General features: G+C 66.5%; 22 protein-coding genes, 1 tRNA gene and 1 pseudogene. 7 read left to right on the top strand and 17 right to left on the bottom strand.

The window, feature by feature from the left end; genetic code table 11:
• Window positions 1-6: 6 nt before the first annotated feature.
• From AU198_RS21050 to fdxA, 3 genes are read right to left on the bottom strand one after another with little or no spacing between them, the layout of a single operon-like run.
• Window positions 7-459, bottom strand: coding sequence for a pyridoxamine 5'-phosphate oxidase family protein (locus AU198_RS21050; protein WP_064350525.1), 453 nt, complete (start codon window positions 457-459; stop codon window positions 7-9).
• Window positions 460-464: 5 nt separating this feature from the next.
• Complete coding sequence (locus tag AU198_RS21045) at window positions 465-1,874, bottom strand: WS/DGAT/MGAT family O-acyltransferase (protein WP_064350524.1); 1,410 nt, start codon at window positions 1,872-1,874, stop codon at window positions 465-467.
• A gap of 53 nt (window positions 1,875-1,927) precedes the next feature.
• Complete coding sequence (gene fdxA / locus AU198_RS21040; protein WP_064350523.1) at window positions 1,928-2,266, bottom strand: ferredoxin; 339 nt, start codon at window positions 2,264-2,266, stop codon at window positions 1,928-1,930.
• 130 nt (window positions 2,267-2,396) lie between these two features.
• Here fdxA and AU198_RS21035 point away from each other — a divergent pair, with 130 nt between their 5' ends.
• Window positions 2,397-3,041 carry a TMEM175 family protein gene (locus AU198_RS21035; protein WP_156431704.1) on the top strand — a complete coding sequence of 215 codons (645 nt, stop codon included), beginning with the start codon at window positions 2,397-2,399 and terminating at the stop codon, window positions 3,039-3,041.
• An 82-nt stretch (window positions 3,042-3,123) separates the two neighbouring features.
• On the opposite strand, the gene AU198_RS21030 is transcribed toward AU198_RS21035, so the two are convergent.
• A complete protein-coding gene (locus tag AU198_RS21030) occupies window positions 3,124-3,576 on the bottom strand; it encodes a DoxX family protein (protein WP_064350521.1) in 453 nt (150 codons plus the stop codon).
• 92 nt (window positions 3,577-3,668) lie between these two features.
• On the opposite strand from AU198_RS21030, the gene AU198_RS21025 reads away from it, so the two are divergent.
• Window positions 3,669-4,331 carry a helix-turn-helix transcriptional regulator gene (locus tag AU198_RS21025; protein WP_064350520.1) on the top strand — a complete coding sequence of 221 codons (663 nt, stop codon included), beginning with the start codon at window positions 3,669-3,671 and terminating at the stop codon, window positions 4,329-4,331.
• A 1-nt stretch (window position 4,332) separates the two neighbouring features.
• On the opposite strand, the pseudogene narI reads toward AU198_RS21025, so the two are convergent.
• The 9 genes and pseudogenes from narI to AU198_RS20980 all read right to left on the bottom strand — a co-directional run.
• Window positions 4,333-5,067, bottom strand: a pseudogene (gene narI, locus AU198_RS21020) (respiratory nitrate reductase subunit gamma); the annotation flags it as partial.
• On the bottom strand, window positions 5,066-5,719 hold the full coding sequence (gene narJ / locus AU198_RS21015) for a nitrate reductase molybdenum cofactor assembly chaperone (protein WP_064350518.1): 654 nt from the start codon (window positions 5,717-5,719) through the stop codon (window positions 5,066-5,068). The pseudogene narI and the gene narJ, both read right to left, overlap by 2 nt.
• Window positions 5,716-7,383 carry a nitrate reductase subunit beta gene (gene narH / locus AU198_RS21010; protein ID WP_064350517.1) on the bottom strand — a complete coding sequence of 556 codons (1,668 nt, stop codon included), beginning with the start codon at window positions 7,381-7,383 and terminating at the stop codon, window positions 5,716-5,718. Before narH ends, narJ begins: the two co-directional genes overlap by 4 nt.
• Window positions 7,380-11,075, bottom strand: coding sequence for a nitrate reductase subunit alpha (locus AU198_RS21005; RefSeq protein ID WP_064350516.1), 3,696 nt, complete (start codon window positions 11,073-11,075; stop codon window positions 7,380-7,382). Before AU198_RS21005 ends, narH begins: the two co-directional genes overlap by 4 nt.
• Complete coding sequence (locus AU198_RS21000) at window positions 11,072-12,250, bottom strand: nitrate/nitrite transporter (protein ID WP_286141479.1); 1,179 nt, start codon at window positions 12,248-12,250, stop codon at window positions 11,072-11,074. Before AU198_RS21000 ends, AU198_RS21005 begins: the two co-directional genes overlap by 4 nt.
• A 120-nt stretch (window positions 12,251-12,370) precedes the next feature.
• Window positions 12,371-13,075, bottom strand: coding sequence for a ZIP family metal transporter (locus AU198_RS20995; protein ID WP_064350514.1), 705 nt, complete (start codon window positions 13,073-13,075; stop codon window positions 12,371-12,373).
• Between the two features lie 9 nt (window positions 13,076-13,084).
• The gene (locus tag AU198_RS20990; RefSeq protein WP_064350513.1) at window positions 13,085-13,507 is read right to left on the bottom strand and encodes a DUF4383 domain-containing protein; all 423 of its coding nucleotides are present in this window, start codon (window positions 13,505-13,507) and stop codon (window positions 13,085-13,087) included.
• 88 nt (window positions 13,508-13,595) lie between these two features.
• Window positions 13,596-14,081, bottom strand: a complete 486-nt coding sequence (locus tag AU198_RS20985) for a DUF4383 domain-containing protein (protein ID WP_064350512.1) — start codon at window positions 14,079-14,081, stop codon at window positions 13,596-13,598.
• A 352-nt stretch (window positions 14,082-14,433) separates the two neighbouring features.
• On the bottom strand, window positions 14,434-16,302 hold the full coding sequence (locus AU198_RS20980; RefSeq protein WP_064350511.1) for a propionyl-CoA synthetase: 1,869 nt from the start codon (window positions 16,300-16,302) through the stop codon (window positions 14,434-14,436).
• A gap of 40 nt (window positions 16,303-16,342) precedes the next feature.
• Between AU198_RS20980 and AU198_RS20975 the strand changes: the two genes are divergently transcribed.
• Entirely contained in the window at window positions 16,343-17,203 is an 861-nt protein-coding gene (locus tag AU198_RS20975) for an alpha/beta fold hydrolase (protein ID WP_064350510.1), read from the top strand.
• Here the strand turns inward: AU198_RS20975 and AU198_RS20970 are convergent.
• Complete coding sequence (locus tag AU198_RS20970; RefSeq protein WP_064350509.1) at window positions 17,200-19,713, bottom strand: DUF4118 domain-containing protein; 2,514 nt, start codon at window positions 19,711-19,713, stop codon at window positions 17,200-17,202. The genes AU198_RS20975 and AU198_RS20970 overlap by 4 nt on opposite strands.
• Window positions 19,714-19,894: 181 nt before the next feature.
• On the opposite strand from AU198_RS20970, the gene AU198_RS20965 reads away from it, so the two are divergent.
• The 4 genes from AU198_RS20965 (at window position 19,895) to AU198_RS20950 (ending at window position 25,413) form a co-directional block, all read left to right on the top strand.
• On the top strand, window positions 19,895-21,322 hold the full coding sequence (locus AU198_RS20965; protein ID WP_231744741.1) for an HNH endonuclease signature motif containing protein: 1,428 nt from the start codon (window positions 19,895-19,897) through the stop codon (window positions 21,320-21,322).
• Between the two features lie 95 nt (window positions 21,323-21,417).
• Window positions 21,418-22,194: an SDR family NAD(P)-dependent oxidoreductase gene (locus tag AU198_RS20960; protein WP_064350507.1), complete on the top strand. Its 777-nt coding sequence runs from the start codon at window positions 21,418-21,420 to the stop codon at window positions 22,192-22,194.
• Window positions 22,191-23,786 (top strand): phytoene desaturase family protein, encoded by a 1,596-nt coding sequence (locus tag AU198_RS20955; RefSeq protein WP_064350506.1) that lies wholly within the window; start codon window positions 22,191-22,193, stop codon window positions 23,784-23,786. Before AU198_RS20960 ends, AU198_RS20955 begins: the two co-directional genes overlap by 4 nt.
• A 4-nt stretch (window positions 23,787-23,790) precedes the next feature.
• Window positions 23,791-25,413, top strand: a complete 1,623-nt coding sequence (locus tag AU198_RS20950; protein ID WP_064350505.1) for a RecQ family ATP-dependent DNA helicase — start codon at window positions 23,791-23,793, stop codon at window positions 25,411-25,413.
• On the opposite strand, the gene AU198_RS20945 is transcribed toward AU198_RS20950, so the two are convergent.
• The 3 genes from AU198_RS20945 to AU198_RS26300 form a co-directional block, all read right to left on the bottom strand.
• Window positions 25,397-25,735: a hypothetical protein gene (locus tag AU198_RS20945; protein WP_231744740.1), complete on the bottom strand. Its 339-nt coding sequence runs from the start codon at window positions 25,733-25,735 to the stop codon at window positions 25,397-25,399. The genes AU198_RS20950 and AU198_RS20945 overlap by 17 nt on opposite strands.
• A gap of 77 nt (window positions 25,736-25,812) precedes the next feature.
• Window positions 25,813-25,891: transfer RNA gene (locus AU198_RS20940), tRNA-Leu, on the bottom strand.
• Window positions 25,892-25,893: 2 nt separating this feature from the next.
• Window positions 25,894-26,382 carry an HNH endonuclease signature motif containing protein gene (locus tag AU198_RS26300; RefSeq protein WP_156431703.1) on the bottom strand — a complete coding sequence of 163 codons (489 nt, stop codon included), beginning with the start codon at window positions 26,380-26,382 and terminating at the stop codon, window positions 25,894-25,896.
• Window positions 26,383-26,577 lie beyond the last annotated feature (195 nt).

Below are 26,577 nucleotides of genomic sequence, written 5' to 3'. Positions count from 1 at the left end.
GGGGGGTTAGGACGAGGTCGCGCTCGTGTTCTCTGCCCGGTACCTCGGCAGGCCGCGTTCCCGGAATCGGCGGCCGGTCATCTTCTCGGTGCGGATCCGCACGAAGTGATCCCGACGACCGTCGACCCACGGCTGGATGAATGTGCCTGCCACTTCCAGCAATTCGTCGACATCGCTGATCGGCTCGGCGTGCCCGACGACGGTGACGCTCCAACCGGTCCGCAGATCGGCGTCGAGCTCATCGGCCTGGAAGGCCACGACCTGATTGTCGGTGGCCGCGGCGAGCTTCGGCCCGCCGGCGACTCGTATCACCACGTCGTCGTGCCACAGCCGGAAGTTGACCGGCTGCACCGCGGGTAAGGCATCCTCGGTGAAGACCAGCCGACCCACCCGCACGCCTTGCAGCAGGTCCAGGCACTGCCTGCGGTTGAGCTCCTCCAGTTCGTGTCCTTTGGTCATATTCCTCAGCCTCCTTGAACCAGAGCGAGAGTGCCGACGGGGGTGCACCGCCAGTGGCCGACGCTCAAGTCGGCCAGTCGGGTCACGGCTCGCTCGATCCCTTCGGCGAGTTCTTCGACGTCGGGTGCGGCGTCGTAATCGCCGATGATCCCGAACGCGAGGTGGTCGGCGTAGCTCAGGATCGCGATGCCGGTGCGCAGTCGCAGGGCCAGCGGCGGGATCGGGAGCAACCGGATGACCTCGCGGCCTTTGAGGTGCAACCGTTTACGGGGGCCGGGCACGTTCGTCGCCAGCGTCACGACGCCGCGCTGAGGGAGTCGGGTCAACGTGCGCACCGTCCACGCTGTCAGTGGGAAGGGGATCACGTTCGCCGCGGAGACCAGGAGGTTGCCGGCCTCGCGCTGTCCGCTCGCCTTCGACCTGCAGAGACGAGCGTGCACGGTCTGCAGCTGCTGAATCGGGTCGGCCTTGTCGACGGGGAGGTAGGGCAGCATCACCGACACGCGGTTGTCGGGTTCGTCGGCCGCATCCGGGGACCGCACCGAAACCGGCACCAGGGTGCGCAGCGCGGTGCGGCGGGGCTTCTCACCGCGACGCATCAGGAGGCTGCGGTAGCTGTCGGTGATCGCCGCCAGCGCGACGTCGTTGACCGTGACGTCGAACCGCTCGCAGATGCGGTGCACGTCCGGCAGTGACACCTCGACTGCGGCGTAGCGGCGCAGGTCGGACACCGGACCGGTCAGCGACGACGAGGGGGTCGGTCGCAGAAGCCCACCCGCTATCTCGACGGCTCCGTGCAGAGCCTGCGTCGCGGCAGAACTCACACCTACAGACGTCCGCCACGCCGCGGTCATCCAGTCGATCGGGTTGAGCGACAGGGCGGGCAGCCGCGGGCCTTTCGGCGCCGGCCGCGCAGAACGAAGCGCCCTCGCGGGTGCCTCGCCGTCGTGCCCGTCGCACAGACGCGCGAGCAGATGGGTCGCCGCGACCCCGTCGGCGATGCAGTGGTGGATCTTCATCAGCATCGCCCACCGGTTGTGCGCCAGACCGTCGACGATCCAGCACTCCCACAACGGCCTGTCGCGGTCCAGGCGGCGTTCCATGACTTCGGCGGCCCAGCGGAACAGGGCTGCGTCGTCGCCGGGCCGGGGCAGCGCCGCCCGACGGATGTGGTGGGTGATGTCGACGTGCGCATCATCGATCCAATCGGGGGCCTCGAGGTCGAGCGGATGGGTGCGCAATACCTGCCGGAAGCGGGGCACCGTCAGAACTCGCTCGCTGAGATCGGCGACCAGCGAATCGAATTCGGGCATCGGCCCGGCGAGGACGGCGACGGCGCCGATCGCGAGGCTCACGTGGGGGTCGGAGTCTTCGGCGTGCAGGAATCCGGCGTCCAGTGTCGTGAGCTGCTCCATTCCTCCACTCTCGGCGACCGGCGGACGCGTTAGTAGAGCCTTAGGTCCCTACTTCACCGCGGCGGCATCGCCGCGACCAGAGGCGCGTCGACGCCGACCGGGCCGAGCTTGGCGGCACCGCCCGGGACACCGAGGGGAGTGTCGCGGCCGGGCAGGACCTGGGAGAAGAACGCGGCATTGTCGGCGAGGTGGCCGTGCTCGTCTTCGGGCAGATCCGTCTCGAAGTAGATCGCGCCCTCTTCGCACGCCAGCTTGCACGCGCCGCAGTCCACGCATTCGTCGGGATTGATGTACAGCGATCGCGCGCCCTCATAGATGCAGTCGACCGGGCATTCCGGGACACAGGACTTGTGCATCACGTCCACGCACGCGCTGCTGATGACGTAGGTCATGGCCGCAGTGTAGGAACGGGCGGGCGCAGCCGTCGCGGGTCGAAGGCCGGTAGCTTCGAGGACCAAAGGCCCTGGCGCCGCGCGCCCGAATAGCTCCGCGGGCACGTCGGTGGAGGGATACTCAACCACTGTGGCAGCGGAACGGGCGGAGGCTGCTCGACCGTCCGGCTACCGGACGACCCGGATGGAAGCGTTCAGCGATGGCGTGTTCGCCATCGCGATCACCCTGTTGGTCCTCGAGATCGGTGTGCCCGACGGTTCCGAGGATGACCTGCTGGCTGCCGTGGTACGCCAGTGGCCGTCGTATCTGACCTATCTTGTGAGCTTCTCGACGATCGGTGCGGTGTGGCTCGAACACACGGTGATCACCGAATTCCTCGACCGCGCCACCCCCGCGCTCATCCGGCTGAACCTGCTGCTGCTGTTGCTCGTTTCATTCCTGCCGTTCCCCACTCGGCTGTTGGGGGACTACATCGCCGAGAGCGATGCCCAACGTGTCGCGGTGACCGTCTACGGCATCAACCTGCTTCTGGTGTCGGTGGTGGTTTCGTTGATGTGGCGTTATGCGGTGTGGCAACGCTTGATCAGGGCCGGCGTGGCCGACGCGGATGTCAGACTCATCACCAAGAGGCTCACTCCGGGCCTGGCCGGCTACGCCGTGTTCATTGCGGCGGGGCTGTTCGCCCCGGTCATCGCCGTCTTCGGCTACCTGATGATCGCCGTGTACTTCATCGTGCCCTTCGCTGCGCTGCGGGCCGCCGGACGAGCGCGCTGACCCGTGGAGTCGTGTCCGTTGGAGTTGAGCGTGGGCACGAGCTCGACGGACATTCGAGCTCGTGCCACGGTCGGCGCCTAGCTCATCGCGTGGCCCGGGTGTGCAGCGGTGCGTCGTACACCGAAGCCAACCGACCCAGCGTCAACGCGCCCAACAGCAGACCGAAATCGCGCAGGGCGACGTCGTAGAACCCGGGGTAGGTCAGCAGATTGATGATGATGCCCGCGAGCCAGAGGGCGACGACATATGCGGCGTATCGCGGTTTGAGCGCGACCGCGATTCCGGCCACGATCTCGACCACGCCGACGATCAACATCGTCTGGTGTGCGGTGAACGGGCTGAGGTCGACGATCCACGGCGCGAGGTAACCGTCCCATTGGGTCAGCACGTTGGTGAATTTGTCGAGGCCCATCACGATCGGCAGCACTGCGAACCCGATCCTCAGGATCAGGTAGGCGGCGTAGACGGGATCGGTGCGGGCGCGCAGCAGCGGGCTCGCCGAGTGGTCGAGTGAGGACGCATTCGAGGTGGTCATGATGCCGTTCCTTTCTAGAAATAAACTTTATGTCTTTTAGACCATACCCCTTGATCAGTTTTGTCAAGAGTTTTTAGTGATAGAATTCCGGCGTGGCTGCGCAGTTCACCGACCCCGCCTCCGTGGCGGCACTGACCAGCCTGGACGATCCGATCCGCCGTCGGCTCTACGAGTTCGTCGTGGAGCGTGACGATCCGGTCTCCAGGGAGGCCGCCGCCGCGGCGGTAGGGATCGGTCGCACCCTGGCCGCCTATCACTTGGACAAACTCGCCGACGGTGGCCTGCTGGCCGTCAGCTATCAGCGGCCCGCCGGTCGTGGCGGCCCCGGCGCCGGGCGTCCGGCCAAGCTCTACACCAGGACCGCGGACGAGATCGTCGTCAGCGTCCCGCCGCGCGACTATTTGTTGCTCGCTAGGTTGCTGGTCGCCTCGATCGAGCAGGACGCCGGAGGAGCGGTGCGGTCGGCCCTGGGTGCGGCCGCCCGCGAAACCGGACGGCGGGCCGCGATCGACGCCGAGGGTGACATGGTGGCCGCGTTGCGCGACTGCGGCTATCTACCTCAATCGGATACCGAGGGCTGTATCACCCTGCGCAACTGCCCGTTTCACTCGGTGGCGAAGGACCATTTGGAGGTGGTCTGCGGGCTGAACCTGCAGCTTGTCGAGGGTGTGATCGACGGCAGTTCAGCACCCGGTGCGCGTGCGGAACTCAGCCCTCGGCAAGGCCGATGCTGTGTGCTGGTGCACGGCGCCTGATTCACCAACCGCGGCGATGCGGGCGCGAACCGACCAACTCACCCTTGTCGACGACCTCGCGGCTGCGGTAGACGATGTAAGGCCGAAACAGGTAGCCGATGGGCGCGCTGAACACATGCACCAGCCGCGTGAACGGCCACAGACAGAACAGCACCAGGGCGATGATCACGTGGATGTGGAACCACAACGGCGCCTGGGCCATCAGGTCGCCGCGTGGTTGCAGGATCCAGATCGACCGGAACCACGGCGACACCGTCTGCCGGTAGTCGTGCTCGGCGCCGACGGGGGTCGCGCCGATCAGCGTGCACGCGAGGCCCGCGACGATGGCCATCACCAGGACCAGGTACATCACTTTGTCGTTGGCCGTGGTGGCCAGGAAGACCGGCCCGGTGGTGCGACGGCGGAAGACCAGCAACGCGATACCCGTCAGCGTGGTGACGCCGGCGATCGCGCCGAGCACCATCGCCTGGATGTGGTAGGCGTGATCGCTGAGTCCGATTGCGTCGGTCCATGATTCGGGAATCACCAGCCCGATGATGTGTCCGACGATGACGACCAGGATGCCGAAGTGGAACATCGGGCTGCCGATGCGCAACAGCCGTGATTCGTACAGCTGTGACGAACGGGTGGTCCAGCCGAACTTGTCGTAGCGGTACCGCCACCAGATGCCGACCGCGACGATCGCCAGCGTCACGTACGGCACCACGTCCCAGAAGATCTCCCAGCCCGACATGTCAAACTCCTTGTGCGCGTCGTGGCGGCACGGTCAACGTAAACGGTTGTAGACCAACCGATTCGGTGGGCGGGCCGGCGGCGGCCAGTCGCTGCGCCCGTTGGATGTCCTGCTCGGTACGGGCCGGAAGTGTTTGGCAGACGGCGGCGACGGCGGGTGCGTACAGGGATGCGGACTGCTGCAGTGCCTCGCACAGCAGGTCGATGGGGGCGCGGTGCTCGACGAGCAGGCGCCGCCCCGCCGCGGGGTCGACGGTGGCGGCGAACTCGAGCACCACGGGCAGGTAGTCGGGGGCCTCGCCTTCCGGCGGGTTGACGCCCGCCTCCCGGTAGGTGCGGGCGAATGCCAGCATGTGGTTGCCTCGGTTGCGGGTGTCTCCGGCCGTCCAGTACGTCAGGTACATCGTGGTGCGCCGTCGCATGTCGAAGGTGTCGACATAGTCGACCTGCGCCTGCATCGGGTCCTTGGCGCGCAACGCCGCCACGGTGCCGGCGAGCAGGTCTGCGGGTGTGGCGGAAAGATGCGCCAACAGCTCCTCGACGGTGGCCAGCCGCTCGGCCTGCTGGTCGTCCGGATAGGTCAACAGCAAGGCGGCCGCCTGCCACACGAGGCGATGTTCGAGGGTGGATCCGCGTCTGCTCCTGAGCAGTTTCATCGATCCGCTCTCCGCTCGGGAAAGATCCCGCTGGGCTCACCGCGGCCGTCCCAGTTGAGCAGGTTGACCCGCGACGGGCGCGACTCGGTGACCGCGATGCCCTCACTGGTCTGCCGGTGGTGCAGCGCATGGAAGCTCTCCACCGCGACGGGCACCGGGGCGCCGCTGGCCTCACCGAACGGACCCGACTCGTACATGCCGGGGCCGCCCTCGAACGACAGCGAGCAGCCGGGCTCTTCGAGCGCCTGAGCCTCAAGGGCGTGGGCGTCGGCGACGTATGCGGTCGGAATGACGTAGCGCTCTTCGTATTTCGCGAGCGCAAGCAGCCGGTACATCTCGTACATCTGCTCCTCGGACATGCCGACGGCCTGGGGGATGTGCGGCTGGGTCTCGCGGCCCAGGTTGATGTCGCGCATGTAGGACCGCATCGCGGCGAGCCGTCGCAGCACTCCTTCGACCACCGCGGTGTCCCCGGCCGTGAACAGCCCGGCGAGGTACTCGATCGGAATGCGCAGCGCCTCCAGCGCACCGAACAGGTTCCCGAGGGCCTCGCCGTCATGGCCGTCGCGGGCGACCGCGTCGACCACGGGAGACAGCGGCGGGATGTACCAGACCATGGGCATCGTCCGGTATTCGGGATGCAGTGGCAGCGCAACCTGATAGCGGTGAATCAGCGCGTACACCGGCGAGCGCTGGGCGGCCTCGATCCACTCCTCGGAAATGCCTTCCGCGCGGGCGCCGGCGATGACCTCGGGATCGTGCGGGTCCAGGATGATCGACTTCTGTGCTTCGTAGAGGTCGGTGTCCTTCTCCGTCGCCGCCGCCTCGAGCACCCGGTCCACGTCGTAGAACACCAGGCCCAGATACCGCAACCGGCCCACACACGTCTCCGAGCACACCGTCGGCAACCCGACCTCGACGCGCGGGTAGCAGAACGTGCATTTTTCGGCCTTGCCGGTCTTGTGGTTGAAATACACCTTCTTGTAGGGACATCCGGACACACACATCCGCCAGCCGCGGCAGCGGTCCTGGTCGACGAGCACGATGCCGTCCTCGGAGCGCTTGTAGAGCGCCCCCGACGGACACGACGCGACGCACGAGGGATTGAGGCAGTGCTCGCAGATCCGCGGCAGGTAGAACATGTAGGTCTGCTCGAGTTCGAGGCGGACCTGTTCGTTGACCTTGCGCAGCACCGGATCTCCGGAGACGATCTCCGGTGAGCCGCCGAGGTTGTCGTCCCAGTTCGCCGACCACTCAACCTTCATCGGTTCGCCGCTGATCAGGCTGCGGGGTGGGGCCACCGGCATGTGCTCGCCCAACGGCGCGTTCGTCAGGTTCTCGTAATCGTAGGTCCACGGCTCGTAGTAGTCGTTGATGCTGGGCATCTTGGGGTTGGCGAAGATCCGCAACAGCTTGTTCAGCCGCCCGCCGTCGCGCAGCCTCAACCGACCTCTGCGGTCGCGTATCCATCCGCCACGCCACCGCTCCTGATCTTCGTAGGTTCGCGGATAGCCTTGGCCGGGACGGGTTTCGACGTTGTTGAACCAGACGTACTCGGTACCGGGTCGATTGGTCCAGGCCTGTTTGCAGGTCACCGAGCAGGTATGGCAGCCGATGCATTTGTCGAGGTTCATCACCATCGCCATCTGCGCCATGACTTTCATTGGTAGACCACCTCCTGGTTACGCCGCCGGACGACGGTCACCTCGTCGCGTTGGTTACCGGTCGGCCCGAGATAGTTGAACGCGAAGGCCATCTGGGCATATCCGCCTGCCAGATGGCTCGGCTTGATCAGCAGCCGGGTCAACGAATTGTGGATACCGCCGCGCTTCCCGGTGGTCTCGCTGAGTGGCACGTCGATCACCCGCTCCTGCACGTGGTAGACGAACACCACGCCCTCGGGCATCCGGTGCGACACGATCGCGCGGCACACCAGCACGCCGTTGCGGTTCACCGCCTCGACCCAGTCGTTGTCGCGCACCGAGATCTTCGCCGCATCGGCCGGGCTCATCCACATCGTCGGCCCGCCGCGTGACAACGACAACATGAACAGGTTGTCCTGGTACTCCGAGTGGATCGACCACTTCGAATGCGGGGTCAGGTAACGCACCGTCAGCGCCACACCGTCGCTCCCACCCACCGCCGACTCGCCGAACAACCGCGACATGTCCAGCGGCGGACGGTATATCGGCAGCTGCTCACCGAGCTCTTCGAGCCAGTCGTGATCCAGGTAGAAGTGCATCCGGCCGGTCAGCGTGTGAAACGGTTTGAGTTCCTCGATGTTGACGGTGAACGGCGCGTAGCGGCGCCCACCGGTTTCGCTGCCCGACCACTCCGGGCTGGTGATCACCGGGACCGGCCGCGCCTGGGTGTCGGCGAACGTGATGCGGCGCTCTTCGCTGCCGCCGGCCAGATGGACCAGTCGGCGCCCGGTCCGCCGCTCCAATTCGCGGAACCCTTCGACGGCCAACCGCCCGTTGCTGGTGCCCGACAGTGCCAGGATCGCCTCGGCCATCCGTTCTGCGGTGTTGATCGCCGGTCGGCCTTCTGCGCGACCGGAGTTCATCACCCCGAACTTGGCCGCCAGTTCCTCGACCTCCTTGTCGGGTCGGACGGTCACACCCTTGGTGGTCAGCCCCAGCTTCTCGACGAGGGGTCCCAGCGCCGCCCATTTCTCGGCGATCGCCGGATAGTCACGCTCGACGACGGCGATCGGTCCCATCGTCTTACCGGGTACCGGGACGCTCCCGTCGGTGCGCCAATCCTTCTCGATACCACCGGGATACGCCATCGCGCCGGGAGTGTCGTGCTGCATCGCGCCGAGCACCACGTCGGACCGCACACCCAGATGCTTGGCCGCCAGCGCGCTGAACACCCGCGCGATCGCGCCGAAGGCCTCGAAGTCGGAATGGGTTTCCCACGGCGGGTCGACGGCGGGGTTGAACGCGTGTATGTACGGGTGCATGTCGGTGCTGGACAGGTCGTGCTTCTCGTACCAGGTGGCCGCGGGCAGCACCACGTCGGACAGCAACGTCGTCGAGGTCATCCGGAAGTCGATCGACATCAGCATGTCGAGTTTGCCCTCGGGGAGGTCGTCGGTCCACGTTATGTCGTTGGGCCGCATGGCTTCCGGAGTCGTCTCGGCCTGGAGGTTCGAGTCGGTGCCCAGCAGATGGCGCAGGAAGTACTCGTTGCCCTTACTCGACGACCCCAGCAGGTTGGCCCGCCAGACCGACAGCACTCGAGGCCAGTTGGCCGGGTTGTCCGGGTCGGTGACGGCCAGTTTGAGGTCGCCTTGCGCGAGCTTCTCGGTGACATAGGTGGAGATGTCCTGACCGGCGGCGCGGGCCTCGTCGGCGACGTCGAGGCTCGAGCGGTCGAACTGCGGGTAGAACGGGCTCCAGCCCATCGCGGTCGACGCGGCGAGCACGTCCATGGTGTGCCGGTCGCGGAACCGGCCGCGGCCCAGCGGGCTCGACAGCGCATCGGCCCGGTAGCCGTCGTAACGCCACTGATCGGTGTGGACGTACCAGTACGACGTGCCAGGCATCTGTCGCGGCGGCCGCGCCCAGTCGGTGGCCATGGCCAGCGCCGACCATCCCGTCACCGGGCGGCACTTCTCCTGTCCGACATAGTGCGCCCAGCCGCCGCCGTTGCGCCCCATCGCGCCGGTGAGCAACACCAGCGCCAGCACCGCCCGGTAGGTGGCGTCGCCGTGGAACCACTGGCATATGCCGGCACCCATGATGATCATCGACCGGCCACCGGATTCTTCGGCGTTGCGGGCGAATTCGGTGGCGATCCGAATGGCCTGTGAGGCAGCCACGCCGGTGATCGACTCCTGCCAGGCGGGGGTGTACGGCTTGGGATCGTAGTAGCCGGTAGGCCAGTCGCCGGGTAGGTCCGGCCGAGCCACACCGTAGTGCGCCAGCATGAGGTCGAACACCGTGCACACCAGGTGTTCGCCGACCCGTCGCACCGGCACGCCGCGGCTCAGCGTCTCGCCGTGGCCGTCGAACGTGTCGAATCGCGGCAACACCACCTCGGCCGTCTCACCGCCCTCGGTGAAGAGCACCGTCAACGCCGGGACGAGTTCGCCCAGTTCGAGGTTCCACTTGGTGACGCCGTCGTCGCCGAAGCGGAATCCCAACGAGCCGTGCGGTACGGCGACGGAGTCGGTCGCCGCGTCGAGGAATACCGGTTTGAAGGCCGCGTTCTCCTGCGCCGCGGCTTGGCCGCCGAGGTCGGCCGCGGTCAGGTTCTTACCGGGGACGAGCCTGCCGTCGCGCTCCTCGAGCTTGACCAGGAACGGCAGATCGGTGAACTTGCGGACATAGTCGACGAAGAACGGAACACGCTGTTTGACAAAGAATTCCGAGAGCACCACGTGGCCCATCGCCATGGCCAACGCACCGTCGGTGCCCGCCGCGCACGGCATCCACTCGTCGGCGAACTTGGTGTTGTCGGCGTAGTCGGGGCTGACGCTGACGACCTTCGTGCCGCGGTATCGCACCTCGGTCATCCAGTGCGCGTCCGGCGTGCGGGTGACCGGCACGTTGGAACCCCACATCATCAGATATGAGGCATCCCACCAGTCACCGGATTCCGGTACGTCGGTCTGATCGCCGAAGACCTGCGGTGAGGCCACCGGAAGGTCGGCGTACCAGTCGTAGAAGGACGTCATCACGCCACCGAGCAGCTCGATGAACCGCGACCCTGCCGCGAAGGAGACCATCGACATCGCGGGGATGGGGGAGAACCCCGCGATCCGGTCGGGTCCGTACTGCTTGATCGCATGCACGTGGGCCGCGGCGACCATCTCGGTCGCCTCGGCCCAACTGACCCGCACCAGACCGCCTTTGCCCCTTGCCTGTTGATAGCGGCGGCGACGTTCGGGGTCGTTCTGGATGTCGGCCCACGCGAAGACCGGATCCGATACGCGCGACTTCGCCTCGCGGTACATCCGGACGAGTTCGCCGCGCGCGTACGGGTAGCGCACCCGCGTCGGCGAATAGGTGTACCAGGAGAACGCCGCGCCGCGCGGACAGCCACGCGGTTCGTACTCCGGCCGGTCCGGCCCCACCGAGGGGTAATCGGTCTCCTGGGTCTCCCAGGTGATGATGCCGTCCTTGACGTAGATCTTCCACGAGCACGAGCCGGTGCAGTTCACGCCGTGCGTCGAGCGGACCACCTTGTCGTGGCTCCACCGATCGCGATAGAAGATGTCGCCTTCGCGGCCGCCGCGACGGTGGATGGTCCGCCCGTCGTCGGATGCCTCACCGGGAGTGAAGAACCGGCCGCTGCGCTCGAGCAGTTCTTCGATCGGGCCGCCGATGTGGGGCGGAGTGATCGTCACCGTGTGGCCTCCTTCGGTTGCGGCTCATGAGCGTGCAGCCGCAGTGCGGTGTAAGCGAACGCGATCAACGCGGTCACCACGAGCAGGATCAGTCCGACGGAGTAGTCGTTCTCGACCGCGTCGTAGGTGGAGCCCATCACCAGCGGCGGGAAGTAACCGCCCAAACCGCCTGCGGCCGAGACGATTCCGGTGATCGAGCCGACGGACTGCGCCGGTGACCGCCGGGCCACCCAGGCGAACACGCCGCCGGTGCCGACACCGAGGAACACCGCCAGCGCGATGAAGGTGACGGCCGACCACACATCCGGTGGCGGCTGAAGTATGGCGATCGTCGCCATCAGCGCCGTGCCGCCGAAGGAGCCCAGAACGACGTACTTCGGTGCGATGCGGTCGGCCAGCGCCCCGCCGACCGGACGTGCGAGGACGGCGGCCAGTGCGAAGCCCGCCGTGCGCGCGCCGGCGTCGACGGCCGAGAAGTGGTAGATCGTCTTGATGTAGGTGGGCAGATAGTTGCTGAACGCCACGAACCCGCCGAACACGATCGCGTAGAGGAAGGACATCTCCCAGGTGACGCGAAGTTTGGCAGCCGCCTTCAGCTTGGGCATCACCCGGTCGGTGTTGGGCGCGAAGGTCGGTGAGTCGCGCATCAACAGCAGGCACAACACCGCGGTGATCGCCAACGCGACCGCGATGATCACATGGGTGAAGAAGAGCCCGAACCAGCCCACGAACCGGGGTGTGAAGAACGCCGAGAGCGCGGTGCCCACCATCCCCATCCCGAAGACCCCGGTCGCGAATCCGCGCCGCGAGGGGTCGTACCAGTTGTTCGCGAACGGAATCCCGACGGCGAAGATCGTGCCCGCGATGCCCAGGAAGAACCCGCACACCAGCAGCATCGGATACGACCCCGCCGAACCCGCGGCGCCGACCGCCAGCACCGGCACGATCGAGATCAAGGAGATTGCGATGAACAAGGCGCGCCCGCCGAACCGGTCGGTCAGCGAACCCACGACGATCCGCCCGAGCGCGCCCACCAGGATCGGTGTCGCCACCAGCATCGAGGCCTCGGAACTGCTCAATGACAAATCGCCCGCGTATGTGGTCGACAGCGGGCCGATCATGTTCCATGCCCAGAAGTTGATGGCCGAGACCCACGTGGCCAGCGCCAAGTTGATGCCCCGCCGCGCGCCGGTGTGCGGCGTAGTCGCCGTACTCACTCGTCCAGACAACCACTTATCTGCAACGCTCGCATGTCTTTCGGGTGAAGCACTGCAGCGCAAGGAATTACGCTCGGTCTAGCTACTGAGGGACAGGCCGGCCGCGACGGCGAAGCCCAGCACCGCGGCCAACCCCGCCTGTTCCCGAGCCTTCTCGGTCGCTTCGGGAATCATCGACGTCACGAGCATGACCAACAGGGCGCCCGCGGCGAAACCGTCTATTCCGCCTTGCAATTGGCTGCCCGCGGTTTCCTGGAACTGATACCCCGCCAGTGTGGCCAGTGTGCACAGCAGCGCCACGGCGATCCAGCCGAACACGATCCGCCGCCGCGGCGTGCCTGCCGCCTTCAGATCGCTGGCCGATCCGATCGCCTCTGGAAGGTTCGAGACGAATATCGCGACCAGCAGCGAGACGCTCACCGCACCGCCAGCGGCGATCCCGATGCCCAGCACCGCTTGCTCGGGGATGCCGTCGAGCAATGCACCGAGCGCGAGGGGCAGACCCGCCGCGCCTGTGCCTCGGCCGCCGATCCGGGCGACCCCCATGTCGGCGAGGAAGAACGCGACACCTCCGACCGCCAGACCCAGGGCGACCGGAACCGCCCCGCCGACGTGGAAGCCCTCCTCGGCCAGTTCGAACGAGATGCTGGCCACCAACGCTCCGGCGCCGAAGCCGAGCACCAACCCGATCAGCCGAGCGTTCCAGTCGCGTCCGACCCCGGCCAGTGCGCCGATGACCAACGAGGATGCCGCGATGCCGCCCCAGAGCAATGCGGTGAGCATCGCATCAGCCTAGGCGCGAATTCTCCTGCGCCGCTTGGTCGGGTCGTGCTGCCCCGCGAGCGTCAACCCGAGAATCGACATGACGACACCCAGGCCGAACCACATCCAGTCGAACGCGCTGGCCACCACGTATCCGTACACCAACAGCGCGAAGTAGGCCAGCCCGGCGCCGAGAAAGTAGGCCCGAGCGGCGGCGTACGTGCGCGCCATCACGAGGCCCAGTGCGCCGATCACCAGGTTGACCACGTTGCCCAGTCCGGACACCGAGATCATGCCGAGCAGGGTGGCCCCGGATCGGTGGTCGGCCCACGCCAGCCGGTCGTAATCCTGGGTCACGCCCGGGATGAAGCCGAGGGCGCCGAGAAGGATCAGCGCCACGCCGATGATCAGCGCGGCCCCCTGCACGGCCATGTACTTCGGTGTCCTTGCCATGCCTCGCCTCCGTCCGAGCCCATGTTGACGGACTCGCAGGTGATACCCGCCGGGCGTGGACGCTAACCGGCGTAGGCGGCGTGGACGCTTACCGGGTGTTGCGGTTCAACGGGGTGTTGGCGTCGATGACCCGGCGCGACAGCAGCACACCCAGCGCGATCATTCCGACCCCGAGGATCAGATGAAGCCAATTGTCGGCGGTGTTCAACGGCACGAAGTTCGCCGCGCTGTCATGGTCGATGACCAGGCCGTACAAGAAGAGAAGCAGGTAGATGACGCCGCCGCCGATCAGATAGATGCGGGCCGCATCGAACGTGCGCGCCATCAAGACCCCGGCCACACCGAACAGCAGGTGCACGAGGTTGTGCAGGATCGAGACGTTGAAGATCCCGAGCAACATGGCTCCGGAGTGATGCCCGGCGAACGTCATGGTGTCGTAGTTCGTCGTGATCCCCGGAATGAAGCCCAGGATGCCGACCAGCAAGAACACTGCGCCGACGGCGAGTGCTGCCTTCTGCACAGGCGTGCCGTAGCGCGTCGCGGCCGATCGGCCCGGCGGATGACTGCTGACCATCGTCGTTTTCCTTTCGTCGAGGTCAGCGATGGCTACCCGGCGAAAAGGCATGCAAACGTGGTTTGGCGATCCGCCGCAACGAAGACATGCGGCTCAGTGCTGCGAGCGAACCTGAGCCGATGCCGTGGGGCATGGTCTTTTCCTGATGGCCTATTTCTTGATGTAGCAGTTCGGCGGGTTCCCGCAGTGATGACCCTGATCGCACTTGTGGCAGTGGCAGGTACAGCCGCTCTTGGCCTTGACCGCAGATGTACGCATCGCGAATCGACTCCTTTGTCGTGAGCCGGCCTGCTTTCGGTCAGGCACGGACTCACCTCCGAATATAGGCCGATGCGAACGGGATCGGAGTGGCTCAGTTCTTCAGGATCGGTTTGAGCGCTTCGATCACCGCGGGATCTTCGATCGTGGACGGCAACGGCTCCTCACGGCCGTGGGCGATGCCCCGCATCGTCTTGCGCAGGATCTTCCCCGACCGGGTCTTCGGTAACGCGGGTACGACGTCGACAAGCTTGAAACTGGCTACGGCGCCGATGTTCTCGCGCACCGATTCGATGAGCTGCTCGGCGAGCCCGTCGGCCGAAGCGCCCGACTTCAGCACCACGAAACCCCGCGGCACCTGACCCTTGATGTCGTCACGCACCCCGATGACGGCGCACTCCGCTACCGCCGGGTGCGTGGCCAGCACGGCTTCGATGGATCCCGTCGACAACCGGTGTCCTGCGACGTTGATGACGTCGTCGATACGGCCCATCACGAACAGGTAGCCGTCCTCGTCGAGATATCCACCGTCGCCGGTGAGGTAGTAGCCGGGATGCTCCGACAGGTAGCCGGCCTTGTACCGGTCGTCGTCGCCCCACAGGGTGGACAGGGTGCCCGGCGGCAGCGGTAGCCGGATGCAGATGTCGCCTTCCTCGTTGGCCGCGCAGGGTGAGCCGTCGACGTGCAGGGTCTGCACGTCGTAGCCGGGCATGGGAACGGTCGGCGATCCCGGTTTGATCGGCATTGGTTCGAAACCCATCGGATTGGCGGCGATCGCCCACCCGGTTTCGGTCTGCCACCAGTGGTCGACGACGGGGATGCCGAGTTTGCGCGCCGACCACTCGTAGGTGTCCGGGTCGAGTCGCTCGCCGGCCTGGAACAGGTACTTCATCTTCGACAGGTCGTAGCGGCCGATGTACTCGCCGTCGGGGTCCTCCTTGCGGATCGCGCGCACCGCCGTCGGCGCGGTGAACAGTGCCTTGACCCCGTGCTCGGATGCGACCCGCCAGAACGCACCCGGGTCCGGCGTGCCGACCGGCTTGCCCTCGTAGAGCACCGTCGTGGCGCCCAGCAGCAGCGGTCCGTACACGATGTAGGAGTGGCCGACCACCCAGCCGACATCGGATGCGGCCCAGAAGACTTCGCCCGGCGTGATGTCGTAGATGTTTCGCATGCTCCAGAGCAGCGCCACCGCATGCCCGCCGTTGTCGCGCACGATGCCTTTGGGCTTGCCCGTGGTCCCGGATGTGTACAGCACATACAGCGGATCGGTTGCGGCGACCGGCACGGGGTCGACGGGCGCGGCGACCGCCACGTCCTCCCAATCGAGGTCGCGGTCGGGAGCCAGTTCGCAGCGCTGTCGGTCGCGTTGCACGATGACGCAGTTGCGCGGCGGGTGCTCGGACATCTCGAGTGCTGCGTCCAGCATCGGTTTGTAGGCGACTGTGCGGGACGGTTCGATACCGCAGGACGCGGAGACGACGACCTTGGGTTGCGCGTCATCGATGCGCGCCGCGAGCTCGTGCGCGGCGAACCCGCCGAACACGACCGAGTGGATCGCCCCCAGGCGCGCACACGCCAGCATGGCGATCACCGCCTCGGGGATCATCGGCATGTAGATCACCACGCGGTCGCCCTTTTCGACTCCTAGCCCGCGTAGCCCACCGGCGAATTTCGCAGTCGCATCGCGCAGTTCACCGAAGGTGTACGTGCGTTGTGTCCCGGTGACCGGTGAGTCGTAGATCAGCGCCGGTTGATCGCCTCGGCCGTCGTCGACATGTCTGTCGAGCGCGTTGAAACAGGTGTTCAGCTCGCCGTCGGCGAACCACCGGTAGAACGGCGGATTGGAGTCGTCGAGGATCTCCTTTGGTTCGCGGGTCCACGTCACCGCGCGTGCGGCCTGGGCCCAGAAGCCTTGTGGATCAGCGATGCTGGCGTCGAACAGCGCTCGGTAACCGGCCATACCGGCACGGTAGCGCGACGGCAGTTCCTATAGTCGCGTTATGGCTTCTGCTCCTCCATCGATCGAAGGGGCGCGTCGCTCTCATGTCACCGCTCGCGGTGTGCGCTTCCACATCACCGAAGCCGGACCCGCCGATGGACGCCCGGTATTGGCCCTTCACGGTTGGCCGCAGCATCACTGGGCATACCGTGACCTGCTCGCCGATCCGCCGGCGGGATTCCGGATCATCGCGCCCGACCTGCCGGGTTACGGCTGGTCCGGCCCACCGCCGCACCGGTGGGCCAAGGAGGATGTCGCCTCGGACGTGCTCGCCCTCATGGATGAGTTGGGCCTCGATCGGGTGCTGCTGCTGGCTCACGACTGGGGCGCCTTCGTCGGGTATCTGATGATCCTGCGAGCACCGGAGCGATTCGACGGCTTCCTGGCCTGCAATATGGCCTACCCGTGGTTGTCGACGCGCCATGTGTTGCCCCGGCTGTGGCGCTTCGCCTACCAGATCCCGATCGCGACGGCCGGTGTGCTGGTGCAGCGCCGCACGCCGTTCATCGAGTCGATGATCTTCGGCATCGGCTCGAACATGTCCAAGGCTGACATCCACATCTTCGCGGACCGGTTCCGTGACCCGGTGTGCGCCAGGGCCGCGCGTGACACGTACCGGACCTTCCTCACCAAAGAACTACTGGGCAGCGCGCGAAACCCTGAAACGCGACGGGCGACGGTACCGATCCGCGCGCTGTTCGGACTCGGCGATGCGGCGGTGCACCCGTCGTGGGTGGCCGCCGAAACCGCCAACGCCGACGACTATCGACTGGAGACGGTCGACGCCAGCCACTTCATCGTCGACGAGCGACCCGATCTGGTGCGCGCGGCGCTGATCGCCCTGGCGGAGGAGACCGCCTAGTTCGGTGCGGCGGGCAGGTCGATCTCGACGGTCAGGCCACCGCCGGGGGTGTCGGACGCCGAGATCGTGCCACCCATCGCCTCGACGAATCCCGAAGCCACGGACAGGCCGAGCCCGATGCCGATCGAGTCGTCGTCGCCGAGCCGCTGGAACGGGGCGAACGCCTGCTGTTCGCTGCCGCGCGGGATGCCCGGGCCCTCGTCGACCACGGCGATGAGCACCCGGTCAGCCACCTGGCCCGCGGTCACCCGCACCAGGCTGCCGTCGGCATAGCGCAGCGAGTTGTCGATCAGGTTGGCCAGCACGCGCTCGAGCAGTTCACTGTCGGCCAGGGCCGCGTCACAGTCGATCTCGACCTTCACCCGTTCGCTGCCCGGTCGGGTGATCTCGTCTGTGTCGGCGCGGATCCCGAGCAGCGCACGTTGTACGACCTGTTCCAGTTCGACGCGAGCCATCTGCGGTCGGACCGCGCCGGCGGCCAGGCGCGCGGAATCCAGCAGGTTGGCCACCAGCGTGGTCAGCTGATCGACCGACTCCTCCACCGTGGCCAGCAGTTCGGCGGTGTCGTCGCCGGAGAAGTCGACATCGCTGTTGCGGATCCGGGAGGTGGCCGCCCTGGCGGCGGCCAGCGGGGTGCGCAGGTCGTGGCTGACCGCCGTGAGCAGCGCGTGCTGCAGTTTGTCCGCCTGACCGACGACTTCGGCCTTGTTCGCCTCGGCCACCTCGCGTTGCCTGACCAGGTTGACGGCCTGCTTCCCGACACCGCTGAGGACGCGGCGGTCACGCGTCGTCAGCGCCGGCCCGGACAACAGCATCCAGTACTCGTCGTCTCCGATCTCGACCGGAGTGTCGGCGTCGTCGACGTCGGCGCACGGGTCGGTTCCGGCGTGGGCGAGCACTTCGCCGGTCTGGCTTCGAACGATGCTCACGGCGCGCTGGGAGTAGGTTTCGCGGACCCGCTCCAGCAGGCTGTCGAGGTCCGCGTCGTTGAGCACGCCGTCGGCGAACAGCGCCAGCAGCGTGGCCTCCTGACTGGCTCGCCGCGCTTCTCGCGCCCGTCTCGAGGTCCGATCGACGAGCGCGGCGACGGCGACGGAGATCACCAGCATCACCACCGTCGCCATGAAGCCGTCGCTGTCGTGAACGGAGAACGCGTTCGCCGGAGCCACCAGGAAGTAGCTGATCAGCGCGCCGGACAGGACGGCGGCCGTGACGGCCGGGGCGAGCCCGCCGAGCAGTGCCGTACCGAGCACCCCGATGAAGAACAGCGCGCCAGGACCACCGATGCGCAGGAACCGCTCCGGCAGCAGCAATGTCAGCGCGCAGACCGCGATCGGAATCGCGAAAGCGGCAAGCCAGGACGTGAGCCGGCGCTGTCGTGGCGAGAGCCCGGACCACGAGATGCCGGTGTTGGCCTGGTCGTGGCTGACCATGTGCACGTCGAGACCGCCGGCCTGCTGGATGACGGCCTCGCTGATGCCCTCGTCGAACATGCGCGACAGCCGCGAACGTCGCGATGTTCCGACCACCAACTGCGTCGCGTTGATGTCGTGCGCATAGGCGATCAGAGTGGAGGCGACGTCGTCGCCGACCACGGTGTGCATGGTGGCGCCCAAGCTGGCCGCCAGGTCACGCACGGCCTTCTTCTGCTGATCCGAGATGGCCGTCAGACCACCGCCGTCGACGATGTGCACCACTCGCAGGTCGGCCCCCGAACGGGAGGCGATTCGCGACGCCCGTCGCACCAGGACCTCGGACTCTGGGCCGCCGGTCACCCCGACCACCACGCGTTCGCGGGGCGCCCACCGGTCGCTGATCTTCTTGTCGGAGCGGTACTTGGCCAGCGCCGCGTCAACCTGGTCGGCGAGCCACAGCAGGGTCAATTGCCTTAGGGCCGTGAGATTTTCGGGCCTGAAGTAATTCGACAACGCCGCGTCCACACGCTCCGGCGGATACACGTTGCCGTGAGCGAGGCGGCGCCGCAACGCTTCCGGCGTGATGTCGACCAACTCGATCTGATCGGCGGCGCGCACCACCTCGTCGGGAATACGGTCGGATTCCTCGACTCCGGTGATTTGCGCGGCAAGGTCGGAAACGCTCTCCAGGTTTTGGATGTTGACCGTCGTGATCACCGTGATGCCGGCGTTGAGCAGTTCCTCCACGTCCTGCCAACGCTTCTTGTTCTTGCTTCCCGGGGCGTTGGTGTGGGCGAAGTCGTCGACGAGCACGACCTTGGGCCGCCGCTGCATGATTGCGGGGACGTCGATCTCCTGGTGTTGTACGCCTGGTCGGCCAGGGTTCTCGACGACGCGCGCAGGTATCACCTCGATGCCCGCCAGCTGCTGCCCGACCTTGCGTCGACCGTGTGTGTCGACCACGGCGGCAACCACGTCGGTTCCGCGCTCGAGGCGGCGGTGCGCCTCGGCGAGCATCGAGTAGGTCTTGCCGACACCGGGCGCCGCGCCGAGGTAGACGCGCAGGTCCCCGGTCTTTCGTCCCAGTATGCCCATCCCCACTCAATTTACGTTGTGTAGGGCGTGGCTCAAACCCTTCTCGGCACTCCTGCGTTGCCGCCTCTCTGCACTTGCCGGCTCCGTGGCTCATGGTGTCGCGCGAAATCACTTGTGTCTCTTTGGTTTCAGCGGTCACAAAAGGGCCTGGTATGTCGGTGGGTGAAGTTAGCGTTGCAATGTGGGATTCGAACGTATGAGCGAAGTGATCGCGGGGATGGCCGAGCAGCTGTCCGCGCTGGTCGCCGAGTCGTTCGACGCCTTGACCACCTCTGAGCAGTTGGCGCTGACCGCGCAATGGGAGAGCTTCACCCGCGGGTCGGCGACGGTGGGCCATCGCCTGGTGGCCGGACTTCAGCAGGCCCCGCTCGCGGAGTTGGGGGAAAACAGCGTGGCCGGCGCGCTGACGGTGTTGCTGCGCCTCTCCAAGGCCGAGGCGAGCCGCCGGGTGGCCGAGGCAAAAGAGTTGGCGCCGCGGCGGGCGATGACTGGCGAGACACTCGAACCGGTGCTGGTGCAGACGGCGGCCGCCGTCGAGAAGGGCCTGGTGGGCGCGGAGCATGTGCGGGTGATCCGGCGGTTCTTCGCCAAACAGGTCCCGGCCTCGATGCCCTATGACGTGCGTGAGGCCGCCGAAGCGCAGCTGGCCGAGTTGGCCACCAAGCACACGCCCGAGGAGTTGCGCGCGGCGTCGGAGCGGTTGGCGGCGTATTTGAACCCGGATGGGGATTTCTCCGATGAAGTGCGCGCGGCGCACCGTTGGCTGCGACTGGGCCGGCAGCGCCTCGATGGGATGAGTGAGCTGCGCGGACTGATTGATCCCGCTACGCGGGCGGCGTTGGAGGCGGTGCTGGCGGTGTGGGCCGCCCCCGGCAAGAACAACCCGGCCGATGACGCCCCGCCTGTACACGGCGAGCCGCCGCCCGAAGCGGTGTCGGCTGACACCCGTACGACCGGACAGCGCAACCACGATGCGCTGAATGCCATGTGCCGGAAGTTGCTCGCGTCGGGCACGTTGGGCAGCCATAACGGCTTGCCGGCGACGCTGCTGATCACCGCCAGGCTCAAGGAGCTCGAAGCGGGCACCGGGCATGGGTTCACCGGGGGCGGGTCATTGCTGCCGATGAGCGAGGTGATCCGCCAGGCCGCCGAGGCGCATCACTATCTGGCGATCTTCGATGACCACACCGAAGAGATTCTATACCTGGGTCGGGCTAAACGCTTGGCGTCCAAAGCCCAGCGGCTGGCCCTGTTTGCCCGCGATCGCGGCTGCACCCGACCCGGCTGCACCGCCTCGGCTTACCAGTGCCAGGTGCATCACGGGGACAACGATTGGGCCGCTGGCGGTCAGACCAACATCGATGAGCTGACCCTGGCGTGTAGCCCCGACAATCGGCGGGTCAAACCCGGCGGCTGGCGCACCTACATGCGCAAAGACGGGCGCACCGCGTGGCTTCCTCCGCCGCAGCTCGACAACGGCCAAGCCCGCGTCAACAACTATCACTACCCCAACCGCTACCTCGTCCCCGACGAGGGAGACGACGAGGACGGCGGAGAGTGTCACGACGACGGCGGTCCTGACCACGGCGATGATCGCGACGCCGGCTGACGGCTGGTTTCTTACGCGGCGATGCTCGCGACGGCGGCTGACGCCGCGGTGTGCGGCGTGCGTTTGGTGAAGGCCCCGTCGGGTAGCCCGCCACCATGGCTCAAGGACGACCACTCGCGCTTGTGACAGGCGCTTCGAGCGGCATCGGTTTCGAGTTGGCGAAGCTGTTCGCCGACGACGGCTACGACCTCATCGTGGCCGCCGATGACGACGGCATTCACGCCAGCGCCGACAAACTCGCGGCCAGCGGGACGGAGGTCCGCGCGGTTCAGGTCGATCTCCGCCAAGAGGACGAAGTCGATCGGCTCTACGGCAGCGCCACCGGTACCGGCCGCCGCTTGGACGCCGTCGCCCTCAACGCCGGTACCGGAGGCGGCGGCCGATTCGTCGACCGCGGGCTCGAAGAGGATTTCAACATCATCGACCTCAACGTCCGGGGTACGACGCATTTGGCCAAGCTGGTGCTCGCCGACATGGTCAGCGCCAACTCGGGCAAGCTGCTGTTCACATCGTCGATCGTGGCGATGATGCCCGGCTCGTATCAGACGGTCTACAACGCCTCCAAATCGTTTGTGCAGTCGCTCGCCGAGGCCCTGCAGGACGAACTGCGCGATACCGACGTCACCGTGACCTCGCTGATGCCCGGCCCGACGGATACCAACTTCTTCAAGCGCGCGGGCATGCTCGACACGTTGGTGGGGCGCATGCCGAAGGACGATGCCGGAAAGGTCGCCAAGCAGGGGTATGACGCGCTGATGGAGGGAAGGAAGAAAATTGTTGCGTCATCGCCACTTTCGAAAGGGCTTGGTCTGATGAACCGTTTCCTGCCCGACTCGGTGAAGGCCGCCTCCAACCGGCTGATCTCGAGGTGAGCGTGTCAGGCTCCGCCGACGCCGTGGTGATCGGCGCCGGCCACAACGGATTGGTCGCCGCAGCCATGCTCGCCGACGAGGGCTGGGACGTGCTGGTTCTCGAGGCGCAGGAACAACCGGGCGGCGCGGTCAAGAGCGCCGAACTGTTCCCCGGCTATGTCAGCGACCTCTACAGCGCGTTCTATCCGCTTTCGGTCACCTCACCGGCCCTCAAAGCGCTGCACCTCGAGGACCACGGCTTGCGATGGTCGCACTCACCGGCGGTCGTCGGCCATGCGAGCTCCGCCGATGACGATGACGCACCGCTGATCTGGCGCGAACTCGACCGCACCGCCGAGGATCTCGAGCGCCGCACACCCGGCGACGGAGCACGCTGGCGCGACTTGTTCGCCCAGTGGCAGCGCATCAAGCAACCGCTGCTGGAGACGTTGTTCGCGCCGTTCCCGCCGATGCGTGGAGCGGTCGGACTGCTACGTGAGCTGGGTACCGCCGAGGCGCTTCGGCTGGCGCATCTTCTCCTACTACCGGCTGGTGTGATGGCCGAGCAGTTGTTCGGGGGCGAGGCCGCGCGACTCCTGTTGTTGGGCAACGCGATGCACGCCGACGTTCCCATCGACGCACCCGGCAGCGGCGTCATGGGCTACATGCTGATCATGATGGCCCAGGACGGCGGCTTCCCGGTTCCGGTAGGCGGCGCCGGCCAACTGACGGCGGCGCTGGTGAACCGGGCGACGTCGGCGGGGGCACGCATCCAGTGCGGGCAGCGGGTCGACCGGATCGGCGTTCGCGGCCGACGCGCGGTGTCCGTGCACACCGCCGGCGGCGAGACCGTGCGAGTGCGCCGCGCGGTGATCGCCGATACCTCGGCGCCGATGTTGTACCGCGACCTGCTCCCGGCCGATGCCCTGCCCGAATCGGTCGTCCAGAGCATCGACCGGTTCGTCTGGGACACACCGGTGTTGAAGATCAACTACGCGCTCGACGCGCCGATCCCGTGGCGATCCAAAAGCCTGAGCGATGCGGGGACGGTCCACCTCGGCGCCGACCACGACGGCCTGATCCGGTGGATGGCCGACCTCAACACCGGCACCGTGCCGCTGCATCCGTTCCTGCTGCTCGGCCAGATGACCACCTCCGATCCCAGCCGATCGCCCGCCGGCACCGAAAGTGCCTGGGCCTATACGCATCTGCCCCGCGGCGTCGCCGACGACGCCTCCGCTGATCAGCTGTCAGCGGCGGTGGACGTGGTGTTGGAGAAGCACGCGCCGGGGTTCAGCGACCACATCGTCGGCAAGTCGATTCAGCGGCCGTCGGACCTGGAGGCCAGCGACGCGAACCTGCATGCCGGTGCGGTGAACGGTGGAACGTCACAATTGTTCCAGCAGTTGATCTTCCGGCCGTTCCCGGGTTTCGGCGGCGCGGAGACGCCGGTCGAGAACGTCTTCCTCGGCAGCGCGGGCGCGTCACCGGGCGGGGGTGTGCACGGTGTCTGCGGTCGCAACGCGGCGCGTGCCGCGCTGTCCAACGCGGGTCGACTGGGCTGGCCGCGCCGACAGCTCAACCGCGCGATCCTGTCGCTGATGACGCGATGAGCCGGTGAGCGGCTCCAAACGGTTACGCGACGTCGCCAAGAAGGTCTTCGGGTGGCAGACGCTGCGGCCAGAACAACTCGAGGCGATGACCGCGATCCTGGATGGCCGCGACTCGCTGGCGGTGATGCCGACGGGCTCGGGCAAGTCGGCGATCTACCAGGTGCCGGCGGTGTTGCTGCCGCGGACGGTGATCGTCATATCGCCGTTGATTGCGTTGCAGCACGACCAGATCGCCGCGCTCGAGGAGTCCGACGCTCCCGATGCGGTGGCGATCAACTCGCGCCAGAGCGCAACGTCCCTCGACCGGGCGTGGGAGGCCGTCGAGCGCGGTGAGGCACGGTATGTGTTTCTGGGTCCGGAGCAGCTCATCAAGGACGACGTCATGAAACGACTGGCCGCGGTGAAGCCGTCGCTCATCGTCGTCGACGAGGCGCACTGTGTGTCGGCGTGGGGACACGAGTTTCGTCCTACGTACCTTCGGGTCGGCGACGCGATCGAGCGTTTGGGCAGGCCGCCGGTCGTCGCGCTCACCGCGACGGCGTCGGCGGTGGTCCGCCGCGAGATCGTCGACATCCTCGGCCTACGCGAGCCGACGGTGATCTCCGGCGGGTTCGACCGGCCGAACATCTCACTCGAAGTCCGTCACCACACCGACGACGCCCGGAAACGCCAGGACGTCGTCGAACTGGTGCAGCAGCTTGCAACGCCGGGGCTGCTGTACTGCGCCACCCGCAGGGACACCGAGTTCTATGCCGAGCAGCTCACACAGCGTGGTGTGTCGGCCGTCGGGTATCACGCGGGGCTGAACACCAAGCAGCGCAACGAAGTTCATGATCGGTTCCGGAACGGCGAGGTCGACGTCGTCGTGGCCACTTCGGCGTTCGGCATGGGCATCGACAAACCCAACGTCCGGTTCGTGGTGCACGCATCCGTGCCGGACTCCGTCGACGCGTATTACCAGCAGGTGGGGCGCGCCGGCCGTGACGACGAACCGGCAGAGGCGATCCTGTTCTACCGGGCAGAGGACCTCACCCTCGGGAACTTCTTCGCAACCAGAAATCCGGACGAGGAGTTGCTGCGGCGGGTTTACCGCGCCCTGGACGCCCGGAAGCCGAAGCGGCTCAAGGGCCTTCGTGAAGAACTCGGTGAGCGAGGCCGCCGGCTCACGTCGTCGATCAACCTGCTCGAGCAGGCGGGTGCGGTGGAATCGGCCAGGTCGGGCTTCACCAACACCGGCATACGCCCCGACGACGCGGTCCGCAAGGCCGTGGAAATGGCCGAGATCGGGGAGCGGGTCGACCGGACGCGCGTCGAGATGATGCGCTCATACGCCGAGACGCCGGACTGCCGCAGGCAGTTCCTGTTGGCCTACTTCGGCGACTACCTCCCCGAGCCCTGCGGCAACTGCGACCGCTGCCGCGACCACACGGCCACCGACCGCGGTGAACCGGCCATCGCCATGGGCACGGCCGTCGAACATCGCGAATGGGGAGCGGGCACCGTGCTCGGCGGAGACGCCGACCGGATCACCGTGCTGTTCGACCTCTACGGATACCGGACTCTGGACGTCGACGCCGTGCGCGACAACGACCTGCTGGACGTGCGGGCGGCTAGTAGCCCGGCGTGACGACGTCTTCCAGTTCCTGCAACTCGGGCGACGGCCCGGGCGGTGCGTGGGGCGGCACTTGATTGCCGGTCGACCCGGTGCATTCGGCGCCGCTGACCCCGGGCGGGCACGCATTGTTGACTGCTGAGGCGGTGTTGGGCACCAGGTACGGCACACAATGTCCGCTGTAGAGGTCGCTGTCCTCGCCGGGTGGGCAGGCGGCGAGTTGGCCAGGCGGGCTGGGGGAGGTGGCGACGACGGCGGCAGTCAGCGGCGCCGCCGCCACCGCGACCGCAAACGCACCGGCGATCGTCAGCCGGCCTCCGATACGGAATTTCCTCACCGTTGACATCCTGGCGCTTTCGTCAGTGGATGTCGACACTATCGCGTGCCAGCGCTCGGCCTGTGAGACTTTTGTAATGGTGGGGACGGTGGGACTCGAACCCACAAATGTCGGGCGTTTTAAGCGCCCCGCCGATGCCAATTAGGCTACGTCCCCTTCTAGGTAGCTGAGTTTAGCTTGGGCGCGGGCCTCTTGTTCTTGCCTCTGAAGGTTGGAGTAAGCGAGTGGCAGTTCGGGCACAGCAGTCTGAGGTTGTCCAGCGCGTTGTTCTGGTGGTTGCCGTCTTTGTGATCCAGTTCCAGCGGTATCGGTTGTCCCATCCAGGTGTCGAGCTTGCAGCCGGAGCACCTTTGCTCGAGGATGCCTTCGTTGACCAGGCGCTGACGCAATCGATGAGACTGAACTGGATACTCATTCGATAGGTAGTCTTCTATCGGTCGCATACGGTCAGGCACCCTCGCGCCCTTTGACCAGGACTGACCCGTGAAGTGGGACGTATCGAGATCGAGTCGCTTGATCGCTCGCTGAAGGACACGATAATTTCCGCCCTCTGGCACGACACCTAATAACCTGAGTGCACCGGCAATTGATTGAGACTTCCGGATCGCCTCGCGGTACTGATCGTCGCTGATCTTGTAGCGGCTCACTCGCTTTGGTTCAGGCAGTTGCGCTATGAATGCCTCGGCCTCGGAGACAGTGCGGAACCGTCGTCTGAGACGTTTTCTCTTGCCGGTGAGGTAGAAAGTTACTCGAGCCTCATACCGATGTCGGTGTCGCCTGAAAACTGACCCCGTGTCGACGCCCGAATTTTGACCCCCTTCGACCAATTCTCGGCTTACGAG

It is taken from the genome of Mycobacterium sp. GA-1199 (assembly GCF_001500045.1).
Classification (GTDB): domain Bacteria; phylum Actinomycetota; class Actinomycetes; order Mycobacteriales; family Mycobacteriaceae; genus Mycobacterium.
Note: the sequence above shows the minus strand (reverse complement) of the source record. Positions and strands in the feature narration are given on the sequence as shown.